Raw genomic sequence first — 17,940 nt, 5'->3', positions numbered from 1 at the left:
GTCCAATGCGTGGGTTCTATCGTTTCATACGCAGGCGACGACGCCCTTGGGCGACGGACGATCCATGGGGCGGCGGAACAGGTCGGGAGGCGCTACGCGAAATCACCTGGACTCCTGAAACGTAACCTTCGTTGTCATCCGGCCGCCGCTTCCGAGTTCGGAACCACGGCGCCGCGTCCTCATTTCCTCCGCGCATCGAAACGGAGCCAACCATGGCAGACAACAAGCAGGACGTACGTGAGCCGGACCGTAGCCGGGTCTCGGGGTCGGAGGGTTACGAAGTTCAATATTTCGCCGAGAAGCACGGCATCTCCATGGATCAGGCACGCAAACTCATCGAGCGGCACGGCAACGACCGCGCCGCGCTCGACGCTGCGGCGGAGCGCCTGCGAGGCTGACATGCCCAAGGACCAGCAGAAGTTCGACGAAGCCATGGATGTCGCCTCGTCCCCCGACGAGGTGGAGATCCGCGGTCCGGACGGTATTCGCGGCTCATTGACACCGCGGGCGGCGCTTCAATCCGCGCACCGGCTGGAGGATGCCGCCCAGCGCGCCGCGCGGAACACCCCGAGGGCTTGGCGGCTACGGAAGGCGGGCGAGAAGTAGCGCTGCGCTAGATCGCCTCCGGACCGGCCGCCTCTTGCACCACTTCCCGGGGAGGTTTGTCCTCCGGTGCTTACCGCACCCCCGGCGCCCCGAAGCTGAAATCGGGATCGATCCAGGTCTTGCAGACAAACTTGGCCAACAGGTCTTCCGAGCTGCCCGGTTCAATTGGCCACCAGTCGCCGTTCGTCTCGCGAGAAAGCCGGTTCCCTCTAGATGCACGTTCGCAAATGCATAGTCGCGGCTGCTGCGGGCGAACGCCCCGGGAACAGAACCGTAAAATCCGCTGTAAACGGGCTGTAAAATCGAGCCGAGGTCACAAGGCTGGCGAGCGGCCAGCGGGATCAAGTCGTTGATTTTCCTTAGGAAGAAATGGCGCGCCCGGAACGATTCGAACGTCCGACCCTCAGATTCGTAGAACTGCCTGGGCGGAACAAAGTGCAACTGCCTGAAACACAAAACACCTTTATTTACAAAGTGTTGTGAGTTGCTCGCCTTTCCACCTTGGTCCAGACTTGTGCCCTGGATTGCGAGGTTTTGTGACCTAGGTGTGACCTCAAAATCCGACTGGCACGACCCGATTGCGGGAGATGAAACATGCCGAAACTCACCAGCCAGGCGCTGACGGTCGCCTTCTGCCGAAGCGCGAAGCCAAGCCTAGCACACGGCGCCGGAGGCCGCGCGTCGATCCAGACCGACTACCCTGATTCCGATGTCCGGGGCTTGGCCCTCAGGGTGTCGCCCGGCGGGCAGAAGTCCTGGACCTATCGCTACCGCGACAAGCTGACGGGCAAGCAGAGTCGCGTGACGCTCGGCACTTTCGACCCGAATGCCGACAGCGAACCCGACGAGAACGGCGTGCGCGCGCTGACGCTCTCCGGCGCTCGTGTCGCCGCCCGCCAGCTCCGCGGCCAAGTCGACGCGGGCGTCGACCCCGCGGCCGAGATCCGGCGCAAGCGCGAAGCGGTGCGGTCGCAGGAGATTAGGACGTGGGCGGAGCTTGCGGCCACCTACTTCACGGCCTGCGAGACCGGCGCCTATCGGCCGCGGCGCCGCAAGAAGGCCGCCAGCACCCTAGCCGGGGAACGCTGGATCTGGGGCAAGTACCTGAAGGACCGAATCGGCGACGACGTGATCGGGTCCCTCACCAAGGCCCGGGTCCGCGGCATCCTGCAGGAGGTGCTGGCCTTGGCGCCCAGCCAGTCGAACAAGGTCCGCAGCCTCCTCTCGCAGATGTTCAACTACGCAATCTCCGAGGAACTCGTGGAGGCCAATCCGGTCGCCCTGGTCCAACGCTTGACGGAAGACAAGGCCCGGACACGAACCGCCACAAACGCGGAGCTCCGAACCCTGTGGTCGGGCCTGGAGCAGCGGACCGGGCTCACCATCACGCGTGAGAACGGCGAGGAAGAGAAGGTCTTCATCAGCCTCGGCGTCTGCATCGCCATCAAGCTCGCGCTATTCACGCTGCAGCGGCGCGGCGAGGTCGCGCAGATGCACCTCTCCGAACTCAATTTCGAGCACAAGACCTGGGTGGTGCCAGAGGACAAGATGAAGGGGCGGGCCGAACACCTCGTACCGCTGTCCGACCAAGCGATCGCGCTCATCAAGGCGGCGCTCAAGCTTCACAAGGACCGCCGCAAGGGCCCGAGCCAGTTCGTGTTCCCGTCGCCCCGCTCCAACGACAATTCGATCGGGCCCGGCGCTCTCAGCCACGCGATGAGCGACCTCACCGCGGCGCTTGGGCTCGAGAACCTCACCTTGCACGACACCCGCCGCACGGGCTCCACCGAGATGGCGGCGCTCGGGGTGGCGCCCTACATCGTGTCCAAGGTGATCGCGCACACCGACGAAGACGGCGGTGCGGCCGTCACGTCACGCCACTACAACCTCTATCAGTACGCCAAGGAGAAGCGCGAGGCGTTGGATCTCTGGGCCAAGCGGCTGGAGACCATCCTCTCGCAAAAGCCGATAGACGAAGGGGGATCACTTGAAGCGGCTTAGAGTTCATTCGCGCGTCTAGGCTATTATTATCGCCAGGTGGCAATCAGCCTCGACGCGCGAAGCGGACTAGTTCGGCGGGCGTGAGCGGGAGGGCTCGAAAGCCGGCCCAAAGCCAGGCCTTGGACTGGACGTGGCGCGTCGTGGGGTCCTGTTCGTTGGCCCACCATTCCGGGTGGTGCGCGCTGCGCGGCAGGAGCTCGCCCAGCACCCGCTCGATGTCGCGGAAGGTCATCTCATAGATCGCGGCCTTCTGACGGCGCAGGTGTCCTTCCAGCGGGTCGTATTTCCCCATGCACCCCCCGTCCGCCGTGATCGCCAACTGTTTTAGCCCAAGCCCCGGTCTGCAACGGCTTGTGTGGGCTCGGCCCGAGACGCTAATCCACGCAAGCGGCGCGTTCACCGCCGCCCCCGCCGCACGCAAAGGTCAATATGTCCGGCAGCCGACAGCAGGCCCTCGTCGACGCCCGCAAGCTCGTGCGCACCTTCGGGTCGGCGCCGGAACCGCGACGCCGGGCGCAGGAGGTCCTGTCGATACTGAAACGCGAGGATGGATGGCCCCCTGCCGCGCGAGCGGAGATCGATGTGACGGAGGCTTGGCTTCGGACGTCTCCCCCCGTCTCGGTCCTTGAAGCCCGGTTCCGCGTGCTCCTGGGAAAGCTGTAGGGGGCTCCCCGCTCGAAGGGTCGGTCAGATCTCGGGCTCCACCGCAGGGGGAGGTCTTGCACTCTTCATCAAGCTGGTCGAGCCAGATCGTCAGTTGTGTGCAAGGGCCGGCATCCGAAACCTTCGCCGGGTGCAGAACTTGGGCTGGGCCCGAGAAGGGGGACATCTATCGGGCCGCTTGGCGCGTGTCAGGCGCTGAGGCGCAGGGAGAGAGCGGGCCGCCGCGGCACCGGCGTCCGCTCCCGGTGAGCTATTCCGCGTGGATCTCGACCTTGTCAGATGGCGCCGTGCGCGCCGGCCTAAGGAGTATGACTGCCGGCAAGATCACGCAGGTCACCAGGGCCATCCACATGAAGATGTTGGCGTAACCGATCATGGCGGACTGCCGGGTGATCTCACCGTTCAGGATCTGCGCGCCGACCTCGCTGCGGGGATCCATCAGCGGAGGCAGTAGGTAGCGCAGCAGCGGGCTGGACGGGTCGATGCGGCCGGCCAGCTCGCTGTGGGCGCCCGCCGAGTTCCTGAGCACCGCGGCCAGGACGATCGAGATCCCGACGCTGGAGCCCAGGCTGCGGACCATGGTTGAGACGACAGTGCCCTCGACGCGGTGGCTCGGGTCCAGGGTCACGTAGGCCAGCGTGCTGAGCGGCGAGAACAGCAGGCCGATCCCGAGGCCCTGGACGAACCCGCTGATCAGGATCGGTCCCGAGGTCATCTCGAGGCTGAAGCCGCCCATCATCCATAGGCCGACGACCGAGAGCAGGAGGCCCGTGAACAGGCACGTGCGCGGGCCGAGGCGCGCCATGGCCATGGGCACCAGCAGGAACGACACCAGCGACCCCAGGCCGCGCGTGACGCTGGCGACGCCGGCCTGGGTGGCCGAGTAGCCCAACAGGTTCTGCATGAACGATGGCAGGAGCGCCGTCGTCGAGAACAGCAGCACGCCCACGAAGAACCCGAGCAGGGCGGTGCCGATGAAGTTGCGGTCCTTGGCGAGGTCGCGATGGAAGAACGGATGCTTGGCCGTCGCCGTCTGGACGATGAAGACCCAAAGGCCGGCCAGTGCGATCGCGGCCTCGACCCAGATCTCCTTCGAGTCGAACCAGTCCCGTCCGGGGCCGCGGTCGAGCATCGCCTGCAGGCCGACGATGAAGGCGATCAGCCCGCCGAAGCCGACGAAGTCGAAGGGCCGGGCCCGCCCTCCCGGGTCATGGGCCATGAACCTGAGCACCCCCAGCGTCGCCAGGATCCCGATCGGCAGGTTGATGTAGAAGACCCAGCGCCAGTCGAGCTCCTCGGTGATCCAGCCGCCGAGCGTAGGGCCGGCGATCGGGCCCACGATCACCGCGGCGCTCCAAATGCTCATCACCCGCGGGATCATGGTCATCGGGAAGATGTCGAGCATCACCGATTGCGAGAGCGGCATCAGCCCGGCGCCCGCCAGCCCCTGCAGGACCCGGAAGGCCACCATCTCGGGGAGGTTCTGGGCGAGGCCGCAGAGCATCGAGGCGATGGTGAAACCGATGATCGACCACAACAGCATGGTCTTGCGGCCGATTTTCTGCGCCAGCCAGCCGGCCAGCGGCGTCGCCACCGCGGTCGCCAGGATGTAGGAGGTGAGCACCCAGGTGATCTCGTCCTGAGAGGCCGAGAGGCTGCCCTGCATGTGTGGCAGCGCGACGTTGGCGATGGTGGAGTCGAGCGTATACATCAGCGTCGCCAGCATCAGCGACCCGGTGATCGGGATCCGGTTCCTAACGTCCTGGGCCGACGCCATTGCGCCCCCCCGAGGCTTCACGTCTGCGCCAGTCGGCGGCCGAGGCGGCGTAGAGGCTCACGAGATCCGACAGTCGCTGGGCCTGGGCCTGGGCCAGGTCGCGGCGATCGCGGTCGAGCTGCCGGCGCGCCTGCAAGACTTCGGCCGCAGTGCGCGCGCCCAATTGCGCCGCCTGCAGCGTGACGTCGGCCGACTCGCGGCTCAGCGACACCGCCCGGGTCAGGGCCTCGGTCCGCTGGCGGTCGGTCTCCAGCGCGGCCATCGCATCCGACACCTCGACGAACGCGCGCAGCACCGTCAGCCGGTAGCGGGCCAGCGCCTCGCGCGCCTGCGCCTCGGCCTGCTGGGTGCGGGCCTTGCGCGCGCCGCCATCGAAGATCGGCGCTGTCAGTCCGCCCAGCAGCGTCCAGCCGGCGGCGTCGGTCGAGATCACGTCCTCGGGCTTGATCGACGAGAGCGCCCCGTTCGCCGAGAGCCGGATGTTGGGGAACTGGTCCGCCCGGGCCGCACCGATTGCGGCCGTCGCCGCGTGCAGTTCCGCCTCAGCCGCCAGGATGTCGGGCCGGCGGCGGACCAGGGCGGACGGCAGGCTGACGGGTATGGCAGCCGGCACGGTCAGGCCCGCGAGTTCGAACTCCGGCGGCGTCCAGGCGGCCGGAGACTTCCCCACCAGCAAGGCCAATTGGTGGCGGGCGGCGTCGTACTGCCGGCGCAGCGGCGGGATCAGGGCCTCGTCCTCGGCCAACTGCGTCTCAACGTGGGTGACGGTGATGCGCGGAATGCCGCCGAGTGCGAACGACTTGTGGGCGAGGTCCAGCAGCGTGCGGTCGTCGGCGATGATCGACTGCAGGGCCGCGATCTCGCCCTTGAGGCCTGCGATGCGCACCACCTGCAGTGTCACGTTGGCGGTCAGGGTCAGGTAGGCGGCGTCGGCCTCATGCGCGGCCTGGGCGGTGCGCGCGGCGGCGGCCTCCTCGCGCCGGCGCCCGCCGCCGAAGAGGTCGAGGTCGTAGCTGACGCGCCCGCCCAGCGAGAAGACGTCGAAGGTGCGAGGCCGCCCGAACTCGGTGAACTGCGAGCCGCTGGGCGCGCCGGAGAAGCCGAACGAGGCGGGGTTGAACTTCTGCCGCTGCGCCGAGGCGGTTCCCTCGACCTGCGGCTTGCGTTCGCCGGTCGCCTCGCGCTCGGCGGCCTTATAGCGCTCGAGCTTGGTGAGCGCCGCGGCGAGGGTGGGGCTGTCTGCCAGGGCCAGGCCGATGACCTCGTCGAGGGCCGGAGACCTGAAGGCCTGCCACCAGGGCCCCGCCGCGCGGACGTCGGGGCTCAGAACCACGCCGGGCGCCGGGGGTTCCCCAGTCATGGCGTAGCCCGCGAGTCTGCTGTCGGGCGCGGGCGGCTGGAAGTCGGGGCCGACCGTGGTGCAGGCCGAAATGGCGACACCCAGGCTCGCCAGGGCGGCGCAGAGGCGGGCGGCGGGGGCGCGGGCCATACGTCCCTACTCCCGCTTCAGCGCGGTGCGCACATCGACCTTCACCTTGGCCGACAGGCCCGCGCGGGCCGCCCGCGGCGGCGGCGGGCGGTCGAACGCGATGCGGACCGGCAGCCGTTGGGTGACTTTCACCCAGTTGCCCGTGGCGTTCTGGGCGGGTAGCACCGAGAATGCCGAACCCGTGCCGGGCGCGAAGCTGGCGACGTGGCCGCGCAGCGCGCCGCCGGGATAGGCGTCGACGTCGATCTCCACCGCCTGGCCCACCTCCATGTTGCGGACCTGGTCCTCCTTGAAGTTGGCTTCGATCCACGGGTGACCGGACAACAGCCAGAACGCGGTCTGGGACGCGTTCAGATAGGCGCCGACCGGGAGCTGGTCGACGCGGGCCACGACACCGTCGGCGGGGGCGACGACCGTGGCGAAGTCCTGGTTCAGCCGGGCGCGCTCGAGCTGGGCGCGGGCCTGAAGGACCGCCGGCGCGCGATCGGCGACGTTCGGGTCTCCGCCCAGCGCCGCCAGGGCCTGGGCCGCCTGCTGCTGGGCCACCGCCAGCTGGTCGCGCGCCTGATTGGCGGTGTGCACGGCCTGGTCGACCGCCTGGCCCGACACGGCCCCGGCCGTGTTGAGCTGGCGATGGCGGGTGACCTCGCGCGTCGCGAACGCCAGATTCTCGCGTGCTGCGGCGACGTTCGCGACCTCCCGCTGATACGCCGCCCGCGCCTGGCTGACCACAAGCTGGGCGTTGCTCAGCTGGGCCTGGGCAAGGTCGACGCTCGCCTTCAGATCACGCTGATCCAGGCGGAACAGCACCTGGCCGCGCCGAACCGGCTGGTTCTCCTTCACATAGATTTCGACGACACGGCCGCCGATCGAGGGCGCCACCGGCGTTTTGGCCACCTGGACGTAGGCGTTGTCGGTGGTCTCGAAGCGCCCGCTGGTGAGGATCAGGTAGGCGAGGACGGCCAGGATCAGGATCGGCCCCACTGCCATAACCACCCAGCGCCGCGGGAACTGGCGGCGTGCGGTTCCTCCGGGCGCAGCCGGCTTGTGGTCCTCCGATGTACTCAAGTCCCCTCACGCCCGGCTGCACGGCCCACCGCGTCCAAGCGGGCGCGGGCTACTCGTGGATACATCTATCCAGCCGTACCCTACGTTCGGCAAGCGTCGTCGCCCACGCAGCCCCGCGAAGGCGACACCGCCGAGCTTGTTGACGTGCACGTGGTCGGTCATTGATGCTTTTGGGGGGCGACGCGTCGAACATGTCCAGAAGCACAGGCCAGATCGACCTGGCGAAGCACGAAGCCATACTGGACGCGGCTATCGAACTGTTGGTGGAGCGTGGCGTGGAGGCGTCCCTGGAAGACATTGCGCGCCGCGCGGGTGTCGCCAAACAGACGATCTACAACCACTATGGTTCGAAGAACGAGGTGGTGCGCGCCCTCGCCGCTCGGCGGGCCGCCTCGATCGCGGCCCCGTTGGCTGGACTGGATGCCGCCCAGCATCCCGAGAGGACCCTCGTTGCCTACGGCGTCGCATTGCTGCAAGCGCTCCTCGCCACCCGCAGCATCGGCTTCATGCGCTTCGCCATCGGCAGCGCCGCCACGTCGCCCGAACTGGCGCGGGCGATCTATCATTCGGGGATCCGCGCGAGTCGAACCAGTCTCGCCGACTTCCTCGTCGTCGAGGCCTCGGCAGGACGGCTCAGCATCCCCAATCCCAGTCAGGCGGCAGAGATGTACGCGGGGATGGTGATCGGGAGCCTCCAGTCCGCCTTTCTACTGAACGCTCGCGCGGACATCTCCCACGAGGAAATCGAAGCCACCGCCTGCGAGGCTGCGCATCGCTTCCTGCGCGCGTTCGCTCCGGACTAGCGCGAACCCCTTGATCTGCTCTGCGCCAGCTCGGGGCTTTCGCTTGGGCCCGTGAACGGAGCCAACATCGGCGTGGACGAGCTTCACGGGGTTTCGACGGTTCGCCCCCTTCCCGGCCCAGCACATCCTATAGGCAACGAGACCGCCGGCGTTACGCAGCCGGGAGTTCGACGTCACTTCACCGGGGTCTCGTCGAGGACTTCTGCGCGCTTCAGCGTGGGCATGCGACGCCTCCCTTAGAGTCGATAGGTTCGAGGATGAGGTCGTCGATCTCATGCCGGAGATGTCTGACAAGGTTGGTCATGCCGGTCCGCTTCCGTGTCCGACACCAGTTCCGTGTCCGACACCAGGATTCGCAGCCGGCGCTGGGCGGCTGGACCCCTTGAGCCGTGGGCCGAGGTCCGCGCCCAGCTCCAGCGGCATGTTGAAGCTCGGCAGGCCCGTGGCACTGTCCAGCTCGAAGCGCGAGACGTCATGCCCCGAGAACTTGCTCGAGGTGATCAGGTTCAGGATTTTGTCGAACCGCACGACGGTGCTGTCGGACCCGTCGAGCGCGCAGCGCGGAACGAAGGCCTCAATATGTGCCGCGGAGGGTTCGGTTCAATTATGTCAGACCGCAAGTCGTGGGTTTTCGCAGGTTCGGCGGCCGTGAGCGGTGCTAGCTCCGTACGGTCGGATCGTGGAGGCTCGCGCACCCGTCGCGAAGCGACCGCTCGCCCGCAGCGTCACCAGCCTCCCAGGCCGCTGCTCGCAGCGGCATTCATGCCGCGTTCCTCGGCGAACCCGGCTCATCCGCCTTTGGCGCAGCCGCCGCGACGATCGGGATGGCGGGGGCAGCGCCGCGGCGGCGCCAGACGCGCGCTCTCAACGCGCTGATGCTGTCCGGAAGCATATAGGCGGCCGGCACCACCAGAAGCGTCAACAGGGTCGAGGTGGTCAGCCCGCCGATGATGATGAAGCCCATGCCGTTGCGCCACTCCGCGCCGTCCGAGGTGGCGAACGCAACCGGCACCATGCCGAACACGGCCGCGAGGGCCGTCATCAGCACAGGACGCAGGCGCTCGGGCGCCGCCTGCGCCATTGCCTCGGCCCGGCCGGCCCCCTCGGCCCGCAGCTGGTTGGCGCGGTCGACGAGCAAAATCCCGTTCTTCATCACGATGCCCATAAGGGCCAGAAGCCCGATCTGCGCGAAAAGACTCATTTCCTGTCCCGAAGCCCAGAGCGCGGCGAAGGCCCCGGAGAAGGATAGTGGCGCCGTCAGCATGATGAGCACGGGCTGGCCGAAGCTGTCGAACTGGCTCGCCAGCACAATGTAGAGGGCGATGATCGCGAGCAGAAACGCGAACCCGATCGCCTTACCGGTCTCGGCCATGCGGCGGGCCTGCCCCTCGATCCCGATCGTGATGCCGTCCGGCGGCGCGTTGTTGGCGAGTAGCGCATCCACGCGCTCGACCGCTTCGCCCAGTGCGACGCCGGTCGCGGCATTCGCAGAAATCGATACCTTTCGCGCGCGATCCTGCCGGTCGATCTGAGCCGGACCGCTTGCGACGCCGACTTCGGCGACCTGGCCCATATCGACCAGACGTCCTCCGGCCCCGCGCGTCTGGAGGCGCGCGATCTGCTCAGGGGACTGGCGCTGACCTTCCTCAAGCCGCAGGCGCACGTCGTAGCGCCGGCCCCGGTCCTCGAAGGTGCCGGCCTTGACGCCGCCAATCAGCGTCTGGACGGTCGTCGCCAGCCCGCGCGCCGAAACCCCGAGATCAGCCGCTCGCTCGCGATCGACGCGCACCTGGAGCTCGGGTCTCCCGCCTTCGAAGCTCGAACGGACATCCGCAAAGTGCGCGTCGCTGCGCATCAAGCCCATCAGCCGCGTCGCATACGCTTCGACCGCAGGCAAATCGCTTCCCTTTACGACGAGTTCGATCGCCGACTGGCCTATGCCCCCTCCGGAAACCCACGGCACTTCGGCGGCGGCAATCTCGGTCGCGTCCGGGACCGCACGGGCGAGCGCGGCCCGCGCATCGTCCATCACCGCCTCCTGAGGGCGACTGCGGTCACCCTTGGGCGTCAGACCAACATACACATCGAGCAGGTTTGAGCGCTGTTGGCTGCCGGCGCCCACGGTCACGAAGGCCAGCGTGACGTCCGGCACGGCGCGCAGCGCGGCGTCCAACCGCCGCGCTGCCGCTTGCGCGTCCGCGATACCGGTGCCCAGCGGCAGCTTGACGCTGACAAGGAATTCACTGCGATCGGTATTGGACATGAACGTCGTGGGCACCTGCAGGGCCACCCACCCGCCCAGCAGGATGCTGACCACAGCCCCGCCCAGCACGCGGAAGCGGCGACGCATGGCCCACCCGACGAGCCTTGCGTAGCCTGCCTCGGTCCGACGGTGGACCTGCTCGATGCCCTGCAGCCACGAGGCGCCGTGGTCGCCAGCCCGCAGCAGGCGCGATGCGAGCATGGGCGTGAGCGTGAGGGCCACCAGCAGCGATACGCTTACCGAAAAGACGATGGCCAGGCCGTACTGGAAGAAGAAGCGGCCGACGATGCCTTCCATGAACGCGATCGGCACGAAGACCGCCAGCGTCGCGAACGTGCCGGCGAGCACAGCGAGCGCCACCCGGCGCGTGGCGGCGGCTGCAGCGATCCGGGCGTCGGCGCCGCGATCAATGTCGCGCTGGATGGCTTCCGCGACCACGATCGCGTCGTCTACCAGCAGGCCGATCGCGACGGTCAACGCCAGCAGCGTCATGGTATTGAGCGTGAAGCCGAATACGCTGAAGGCAAGGAACGTCGCGATCAGCGAGGTGGGAATGGCGAGGGCCACGATGAGGGTCGCGCGCCAGCTCAGGAGGAAGAGAAAGGTGATCGCCACGACCAGGAGGATCGCGATCGCCAGGTCGACCATAACGTCGTTGATCGAGGCTTCGATGAATCGCGACGTGTCGCGGGCAACCACCATCTTGATGCCGGCCGGTGAATCGGCCGCCAGCCGCTCGACCTCGGCCCGGACCGCACGCGCCACCTCGACGGTATTGCGTCCCGACTGTCGGCGCACCTCGAGCGCGACGCCCGGATGACCGTTGAGCTGGGCGTAGCTCCGCTCGTCCTCGACCCCATCCTCCACGCGCGCGACGTCGCCGACTCTCGTCGCGGCCCCGTTGGGCTGGTGGGTGACCACAAGGGCAGCGAACTCCTGTGGCGTACGCGCCTCAGCGAGGGTGCGTGCGCCAAGTTCTCTTGCGCGGCCGGCGATTTCGAGCCGCCCGCCCGGCAACTCGGCGTTCTCCGCGCGCAGAGCGCGCGCGACGTCGTCGGCGGTGACGCCGTGGGCGCGCATGCGCTCGGCATCGAGCCAGGCGCGCATCTGCCGCTCGCGCCCGCCGACCAGACTGACCGACCCGACGCCCGGCAACCGCTGCAACGCCTCTTTGATGACCTCGTCGGCGTAGGTGGTGATCTCGCGCACCGGTCGGTCACCCGAGAGCATCACCGACACGATGGGCGCGGCGTCCGGGTCCACTTTTTCGACCACCGGGGGGTCGGCGTCGGCGGGCAGGTCCCGTAGCGCGATATTGACCTTGTCGCGCACCTCCTGAGCCTTGACGTCGGCGTCTTCCTCCAGTTCGAACTCGATGAACACTTGGCTCAGCCCTTCCGCGCTCACCGAGCGCAGTTGGCGGATGCCTGAGATGGTGTTGAGTTGTTCCTCCAGGACGTCGGAAACCTCGGTCTCGATGGTGCCAGGAGCCGCGCCCTCCAACGTCGTCGTCACGGCGACGTAAGGGAACTCGACCCTGGGGAAGAGGTCGACCCCCAGTCGTCCGAACGAGACCAGCCCGAGCACCACGAGCGCGCCGATGACCATCGTCGCGAAGACCGGGCGCCGGATGGAGACGTCAACGAGCCACATGGCCGCTTACCCTGTTGTCGGCCGCGGCGAGTACGACACGGGCGCCGTGCGTCAGAGTCGAGGGCGGGCTCACGACAACCTGCTCGCCAGCAGCAATGCCATCGATCACCCGCACGCGGTTCAGGTCGATGTCGGCCGTGCGCACCGAGCGGCGCTCGACCACCCCGCCCTTGGCGACGAACGCGTATCGTTGCGCATCGTCGCCCGCGAGGGCGGTCCTCGGAAGCACCACCGCCTGCAGAGCCTTAGGCGTGATCTCGGCGCGGACCGAGACGCCGGTCTTGATCCCATAGTTCTCGTTGCGCACCGGAAGCCGGGCTTCAACCGTGCGCGTCTGCGGGTCGACCCGATCGTTGATGATCGCAACGTAGCTCGGCTTGGGCTCCGCGACCCCCTCGATGAACAGCCTGGCCGGCAGGTTGAGCCTGAGGTCTGCGGCCCGCGATTCGGGGACGGCGACGATGGCGGCGACGATGCGCAGTTCCTGAAGCTGGAGCGCCGCAGACTGGCCGCCCATCGGCAAGCGACTGGTGAGAAAAACGCCTTCGTCAACGAGGCGGCCGGTCACCACCCCGTCAAACGGCGCGCGAACCACCGTGTCGTTGAGCGCTTGGCGCGCGGTGCCGAGCACGGCGGCGGCTTGGCCCCGTTGCGCACGCGCCACGTCCCTCGCCGCCAGCGCATCCTCGAGCCGCGCCGCCGGGGCGTAGCCGCGCTGGTTCAGCTCGGCAATTCGTGCATGCGCGCGCTCGGCCTGGTCGACCTGCGCACGCGCAAGCTCGACCGCGGCCTCGGCCTCGACCACGCGCCGCGCGAAATCCGCCTGCCGGATGCGGAACAGCGGCTGGCCCTTTCGCACGCGGTCCCCCACCCGCACGAAGATGCGGTCCACCGGTCCCTCGACAAGCGCCCCAATGTTGCTCGTCTGGAGCGCCGCCATGGTGCCTGAGACGATGATGGGCACCGCGATCGGCTCCGCCCGCGCCTCGACAAGTTCTACCTGCGTCGGGGGGAGTGCGGTCCTCACCTGCGTCGTCCTTCTCGACGCGCCCCGGTCGCCCTCTTCGCAGCCGGTGACGAGTATCGCGCCAGACGCCGCAAGCGCCGTAAAGAAAGCTGCCAGGGCTGGGGTCGTGTTCATACGGTCGGGCACCGGGGTAGGCGGCCGCGTGCGCTGCCGAAGAGCGGACTGGCATCGTCGAGCATATTCGTGTCGTCAACACTGGGACGCAGGCCCAAAATACGGAGCCGGCTGCGCACAGTGAGGCGACCCGGCGCGGCGGGGCGGTGATGGTTCACCGGGAGACCGGGTGTGGTGGCCGCTCCCGCGGCGGGGGCCGCAAAGGGGCTCGAACGGTTGATGAGCGAACTCCAGATGCCGCGGTGGTTGGCCTCAGCCCCGGGGTTCGACATCAGCTCGGCGCGCCTGGGCAGGCATATCTCGCTTGCCTCGGCGGCCACCGAGGCGACCTTGAGGTCCGGACAGCGGTGCAAGGGGGCGATCATCAGCGGACAGCGGGGGGTGAGCGTTAGGCGTTGGTCGGGCAGCCTCACGTCGGGACCTCGCCTACATGCCATGCGAGGCCTCCGAGCCACAGAGCCTCGCGCGCCTCGCGCGAATGTAATATACATTATCGGCTCTACGGCACAGTGCTCTAGCCTGAACGAGGATTTCCCCAAGTGCAAAGTGCGGCGGCGCGACGGAATGCCATTGCCGCCGCCGCCCTGCGCGTGATGCAGCGTCACGGCCTTGACGGGCTAAAAGTACGCGCCATCGCAGCAGAAGCCGGCGCGAGCACCGGCGCAATCACGCACCACTTCCCGTTCAAGAGCGACCTCCTGGCGGCGGCTTCAGAACTGTTGGCGAGCCAAGTCCGCGCACGCGTCAAACGCGCCGAGGCGGCGCGGCCGGCGCTGGTCGCGATTCGAAGAACGATGCGCTATGCGCTGCCGCTAACCCCCGAGATGAGGGCGCACTGGCGCGTGTGGATCAGCTTCTGGGCCAGGTCAAGCGACGCGAATGTCGCCCGCATTCTCCGCTCTGGCTACGCCGACTGGCACGAGCAGCTCACCGAACTCGTAGGCCGCGCGCAGTCTGAAGGCGACGTGGCAGCCTGCGCTGACCCGGCATTCGTGGCTCGGGGACTTGCGGCGATGGTGGATGGGGTCGCCATTGGCATGCTTCGGGATGGCAGTCGCCTAGCCACGCAGCGCCGACTGGCGACGCTTCATGATTGGCTGAATGTTCTGCGGCAGACGGGCTAGGGCAGAACATTTTGGACTAGCCGGCCCATGGAGGAACCGTCAGCCGGAAATGACAATCAGCTGGAAAAGAAAAAACGGACGCGCCAAGGGCGCGCCCGAAATGACAGAAAAACTGCCGAGGAGACTTGTAGTAATAATTGTATCATACATTATTGTCAAGCATCCGTGGTCTGGGGCGTGGCCGAGCGCTGGCGGACGTGGAGCCCGGCGTTGAGGGTGAAGATCAGCCCACGCATGCAGGAGACGCGGGCGAGCGCGGCTTGCCGGCCTGGCGCATGCGGTCGTGGGTGGCCTTGACGGGGTTTGTGCCGGACGCCGCTCAGGGTGGCCATGAGCACCTGGCGCAGGAACGCCGTCCGCCCCACGTGGTGCGTGCGCCGCGCATCGGTCGTGGCGATCTCGCTTCGAGCCAGGCCAGATGCAGCTCCACGCCGCGCTTTTTTTCGAGGGGAAATCGGCTCGTTGGCGGTCCGAGAGCGCTGTCGTAAGATGTCAGTATGGCACATTACCTTCGGGCGGCCGAGATTGGAGTCGAGGCGACGCTGCTTGGGCGGCGCTGGCGCGGGCTGATCGACGAACGCCTGCGGGCCAGCGGGCTCACGAACGCGCGCTGGCAGGTGTTGCTGACCCTGTCGAGGGTCGAAGACGGGGTCCGCCAACGGGAACTCGCCGACCGGCTGGCCGTCGGCGGGCCCACAATCGGGCGTCATCTGGAGGAGCTGGAACGGCTGGGCCTCATCGAGCGCTATCCCCGGGCAGGCGACGGGCGCGCCCAGTGCGTGCGGCTGACCGCGAGGTCGAAGCCGCTGATGAAACGGATCGACGCGATGGTCGCAGCCCTCCAGCGCGATTTGCTCGGCGATGTCTCTGGCGAGGCCTTGGAGACTTGCCTGACCATTCTGAGAATCCTCAACCTCCGCCTGGACCGCGAGCAGCCGCGGCCGGGGGAGCTCAGGGAAGACTGCGTTTAGACGTGAAGTCCCACGCCGATCCCATGACGCTGAAGTTCCGATGCCCGCAGGAGCTGGACGGACGGCTGCCCCTACCCGTCCCGGCGACGCGCGGCCTGCCTGACTGGTTCAAGACGATGCCGCAGCATGCGTTCAACCCGCTTGCTTCCATCGAGGACGACACCGTCAAGCGGTGCCCCCCGTTCATAGACGCCATGACCGCCGGATTCCTGATCCCGCTGATCTGTGACGTGAAGGTCGAGAATGGCGAATTCACCTGGGACAACGACCTCCCGCCGTCCAGAGGTGTCGCTTTCGAGCGCTCGCCAATTGGCTTCCATCCTTCCAGCCAGGTCATCGGCTCGCCGCTGTTCGACCCGGATCGGTTCCTCATCAAATTCCACAACCTATGGACGATAGAGGCGCCGGCTGGCTATTCGCTGCTTTTCACGCACCCGGCCAACCGATTCGATCTGCCGTTCACCACCCTGAGCGGCGTGGTGGACTGCGACCGATACCACGACGCCAGGATCCACTTCCCGGCGCACTGGCACAACATGGCCTTCACCGGCGTCCTGGCGAAGGGCACGCCTGTCGCGCAATGCATTCCGATCAAGCGGGAGGCCTGGACCGCGGAGACAGCGGTCCTCACCGCAGAGGAGGCGACGGCGGACCGCGATTTGAGCGAGCGGATCCGCCGCGAGAAGGGCGTCTACCGGCGCCACTACCGGGCCTGAACGGGCTCAACTTGCAGCGCCCCCCAGGAATGCCGCGGCCTCGCTAGGCCGCAGGAAGAAGCGGCCATGCGAGGTGGTCGCAAGCGCCACGATAGCCAGCGGCGCCAGCCGGTGCGCACGACGCACCGCGGCGCGCAGGGTGGCTTCGCCGGCGCCGCGCGCGCCCAGTTCCAACTGACATTTTCCGAGCTCGACCAGGGTCGCCACGTCTTCAGGCCGCAGGGCGAGCGCGCGCCGAAGGAGATCGGCGGCGTCGGCGTATTCGCCATCCGCGGCCATCACCCGGGCCAGCCCAACCGTCGCGTCGTGTCGGTCAGGGGACGTCGCGAGCACTTGCAGAAACAGACGCCGCGCCACATCCCGCTGATTGCGTCCAAGGTGGATGAATCCAAGTCCGACACGCAACCCCACCCCATCAGGCACGAGCGCAAGCCCGCCTTCGAGCACAGCGATGGCCTCGTCGAAGCGACCAATCTCGGCGAGCTGCTCTCCCAACTTGAGGAACGCCAACGGGAACACGGGGCGCCGCATCGTCGCCCGGCGCAACTGCTCCAGCGCCTCGTCGCCTCGACCGGCGGCGTTCAACGCCATGGCCAGCAGGGTTTCAGTCCCCGGCTCTTGGCTGCGCCGCACCGTTCGCTGCAACAGATCGATAGCCTCCTGGACCCGGTCCTGCAGCAGAAAGGCTTCGGCCAGAATCTGCGCGGCCATCACATTGCCCCGGTCGGCCTTGAGCACCACAGAAGCGAGTCGCTGGGCGTCATCGGGGCGTTGCGCTTGCAGCGAGATCACGGCGTGTTCCAACGCCGGATTGACGACGTTCGGCCGCTGGGGGCTTGGCGGTGGGCGCTTCGGCATGATCTCCACACTATATAACAAGAATGGGCTGGCCGAAGGCTTCAGGAGATGAAGTCCAGAGCGCCGCAAGAATCGGAGATGTGGCCGAACGCGCCGACAGCGGTGCGGTGGGCGCGCCGGCGCGGTCCGCGCACCGACGTTCAAGGCTCCGCCCCGGCGCCTTCAGGATCCTGCCGCGGAAGCGCGCCGACGTTGCGCCAGCGTTCGTTCCGGAACGTCATAGCGCGCGAGCTTGAGGCCCCGAATCCCGTTTTCAGACCGGAGCGAGCCCCAGGCGCATGAGTTGCGCGACCTCGCGCGAATGGTCGCCTGCACGGTCGCCGCCATCCAGGAGCCCTGAGGCGAGCCAGCCGCAGAGGGCCGTCCAGATGAGCGGCGCCAGGTCATAGTAGCGTTCCCTGAGCTGGTGATTTGCCACCGCGTCCACCTGACGGCCGCGCAGGTTCGTCCATAAGACGCGCCACCGGATCCGCAGGGCCTCGAGGTCGTGGGATGAAAGCGCCTCAAGCCCCACGAAGGGACGCAGCGGCTGGACATCTTGGCGAAGATAGGCCTCCGCCAAAGCTTGAGCGAAGGCGAGGGCGGCGGCGTCCATGGCGCGACCATTTGCGAAGGCCTCTTCCAGTATTCGATAGAGAACGTCTATCGTCCTGGCTTGGCAGGCTCGCACCAGACCCGCCTTGTCGACGGCGAGGTCGAGGAGGGGGCGTGAATCGCAGGTTAGGCGCTTCGAGACCTCTTCCGGCGGAGTGAGCTGTCAAACGGCGTTCAAAAGGGACCCCCGATCGGCGTCGAAGAGGGACCCCC

The 17,940-nt window shown here is 67.6% G+C and carries 15 protein-coding genes; 7 read left to right on the top strand and 8 right to left on the bottom strand.

Annotated features, from left to right (window positions below):
- Window positions 1-212: 212 nt before the first annotated feature.
- The 3 genes from AX721_RS07300 (at window position 213) to AX721_RS07290 (ending at window position 2,607) form a co-directional block, all read left to right on the top strand.
- Window positions 213-398 (top strand): DUF3606 domain-containing protein, encoded by a 186-nt coding sequence (locus AX721_RS07300; protein WP_068875352.1) that lies wholly within the window; start codon window positions 213-215, stop codon window positions 396-398.
- A gap of 1 nt (window position 399) precedes the next feature.
- Window positions 400-606 carry a hypothetical protein gene (locus AX721_RS07295; RefSeq protein ID WP_068875351.1) on the top strand — a complete coding sequence of 69 codons (207 nt, stop codon included), beginning with the start codon at window positions 400-402 and terminating at the stop codon, window positions 604-606.
- A gap of 594 nt (window positions 607-1,200) precedes the next feature.
- Window positions 1,201-2,607, top strand: coding sequence for a site-specific integrase (locus tag AX721_RS07290; RefSeq protein ID WP_068875350.1), 1,407 nt, complete (start codon window positions 1,201-1,203; stop codon window positions 2,605-2,607).
- A 43-nt stretch (window positions 2,608-2,650) separates the two neighbouring features.
- Here AX721_RS07290 and AX721_RS07285 read toward each other — a convergent pair whose 3' ends face one another.
- From AX721_RS07285 to AX721_RS07265, 4 genes are all read right to left on the bottom strand, one after another.
- Window positions 2,651-2,899: a hypothetical protein gene (locus tag AX721_RS07285; protein WP_068875349.1), complete on the bottom strand. Its 249-nt coding sequence runs from the start codon at window positions 2,897-2,899 to the stop codon at window positions 2,651-2,653.
- Between the two features lie 621 nt (window positions 2,900-3,520).
- Complete coding sequence (locus AX721_RS07275) at window positions 3,521-5,047, bottom strand: DHA2 family efflux MFS transporter permease subunit (protein WP_068875347.1); 1,527 nt, start codon at window positions 5,045-5,047, stop codon at window positions 3,521-3,523.
- On the bottom strand, window positions 5,025-6,536 hold the full coding sequence (locus tag AX721_RS07270) for an efflux transporter outer membrane subunit (protein ID WP_068875346.1): 1,512 nt from the start codon (window positions 6,534-6,536) through the stop codon (window positions 5,025-5,027). The genes AX721_RS07275 and AX721_RS07270 overlap by 23 nt, the downstream gene beginning before the upstream one ends.
- A 6-nt stretch (window positions 6,537-6,542) precedes the next feature.
- The gene (locus AX721_RS07265) at window positions 6,543-7,604 is read right to left on the bottom strand and encodes an HlyD family secretion protein (protein ID WP_156467054.1); all 1,062 of its coding nucleotides are present in this window, start codon (window positions 7,602-7,604) and stop codon (window positions 6,543-6,545) included.
- A 164-nt stretch (window positions 7,605-7,768) separates the two neighbouring features.
- Between AX721_RS07265 and AX721_RS07260 the strand changes: the two genes are divergently transcribed.
- Window positions 7,769-8,407, top strand: a complete 639-nt coding sequence (locus AX721_RS07260) for a TetR/AcrR family transcriptional regulator (RefSeq protein ID WP_231733381.1) — start codon at window positions 7,769-7,771, stop codon at window positions 8,405-8,407.
- Window positions 8,408-9,167: 760 nt separating this feature from the next.
- Here AX721_RS07260 and AX721_RS07255 read toward each other — a convergent pair.
- Together AX721_RS07255 and AX721_RS07250 are read right to left on the bottom strand one after the other, a co-directional pair.
- Window positions 9,168-12,323, bottom strand: coding sequence for an efflux RND transporter permease subunit (locus AX721_RS07255; RefSeq protein ID WP_082769830.1), 3,156 nt, complete (start codon window positions 12,321-12,323; stop codon window positions 9,168-9,170).
- Entirely contained in the window at window positions 12,310-13,464 is a 1,155-nt protein-coding gene (locus AX721_RS07250) for an efflux RND transporter periplasmic adaptor subunit (RefSeq protein WP_082765581.1), read from the bottom strand. The genes AX721_RS07255 and AX721_RS07250 overlap by 14 nt, the downstream gene beginning before the upstream one ends.
- Before the next feature lie 539 nt (window positions 13,465-14,003).
- Between AX721_RS07250 and AX721_RS07245 the strand changes: the two genes are divergently transcribed.
- From AX721_RS07245 to AX721_RS07235, 3 genes are all read left to right on the top strand, one after another.
- On the top strand, window positions 14,004-14,588 hold the full coding sequence (locus AX721_RS07245; RefSeq protein WP_156467053.1) for a TetR/AcrR family transcriptional regulator: 585 nt from the start codon (window positions 14,004-14,006) through the stop codon (window positions 14,586-14,588).
- A 497-nt stretch (window positions 14,589-15,085) separates the two neighbouring features.
- The gene (locus AX721_RS07240; RefSeq protein WP_068875342.1) at window positions 15,086-15,559 is read left to right on the top strand and encodes a MarR family winged helix-turn-helix transcriptional regulator; all 474 of its coding nucleotides are present in this window, start codon (window positions 15,086-15,088) and stop codon (window positions 15,557-15,559) included.
- Window positions 15,560-15,582: 23 nt separating this feature from the next.
- On the top strand, window positions 15,583-16,275 hold the full coding sequence (locus AX721_RS07235; RefSeq protein WP_068875376.1) for a hypothetical protein: 693 nt from the start codon (window positions 15,583-15,585) through the stop codon (window positions 16,273-16,275).
- A 6-nt stretch (window positions 16,276-16,281) separates the two neighbouring features.
- On the opposite strand, the gene AX721_RS07230 is transcribed toward AX721_RS07235, so the two are convergent.
- Together AX721_RS07230 and AX721_RS07225 are read right to left on the bottom strand one after the other, a co-directional pair.
- Complete coding sequence (locus AX721_RS07230; protein ID WP_068875377.1) at window positions 16,282-17,133, bottom strand: lipopolysaccharide assembly protein LapB; 852 nt, start codon at window positions 17,131-17,133, stop codon at window positions 16,282-16,284.
- A gap of 253 nt (window positions 17,134-17,386) precedes the next feature.
- Window positions 17,387-17,728: a hypothetical protein gene (locus tag AX721_RS07225; RefSeq protein WP_068875341.1), complete on the bottom strand. Its 342-nt coding sequence runs from the start codon at window positions 17,726-17,728 to the stop codon at window positions 17,387-17,389.
- Window positions 17,729-17,940 lie beyond the last annotated feature (212 nt).

Origin of the sequence: Phenylobacterium sp. CCH9-H3 (assembly GCF_001557235.1) — a bacterium.
In the GTDB taxonomy this organism is placed as follows: Bacteria; Pseudomonadota; Alphaproteobacteria; order Caulobacterales; family Caulobacteraceae; genus Phenylobacterium.
Note: the sequence above shows the minus strand (reverse complement) of the source record. Positions and strands in the feature narration are given on the sequence as shown.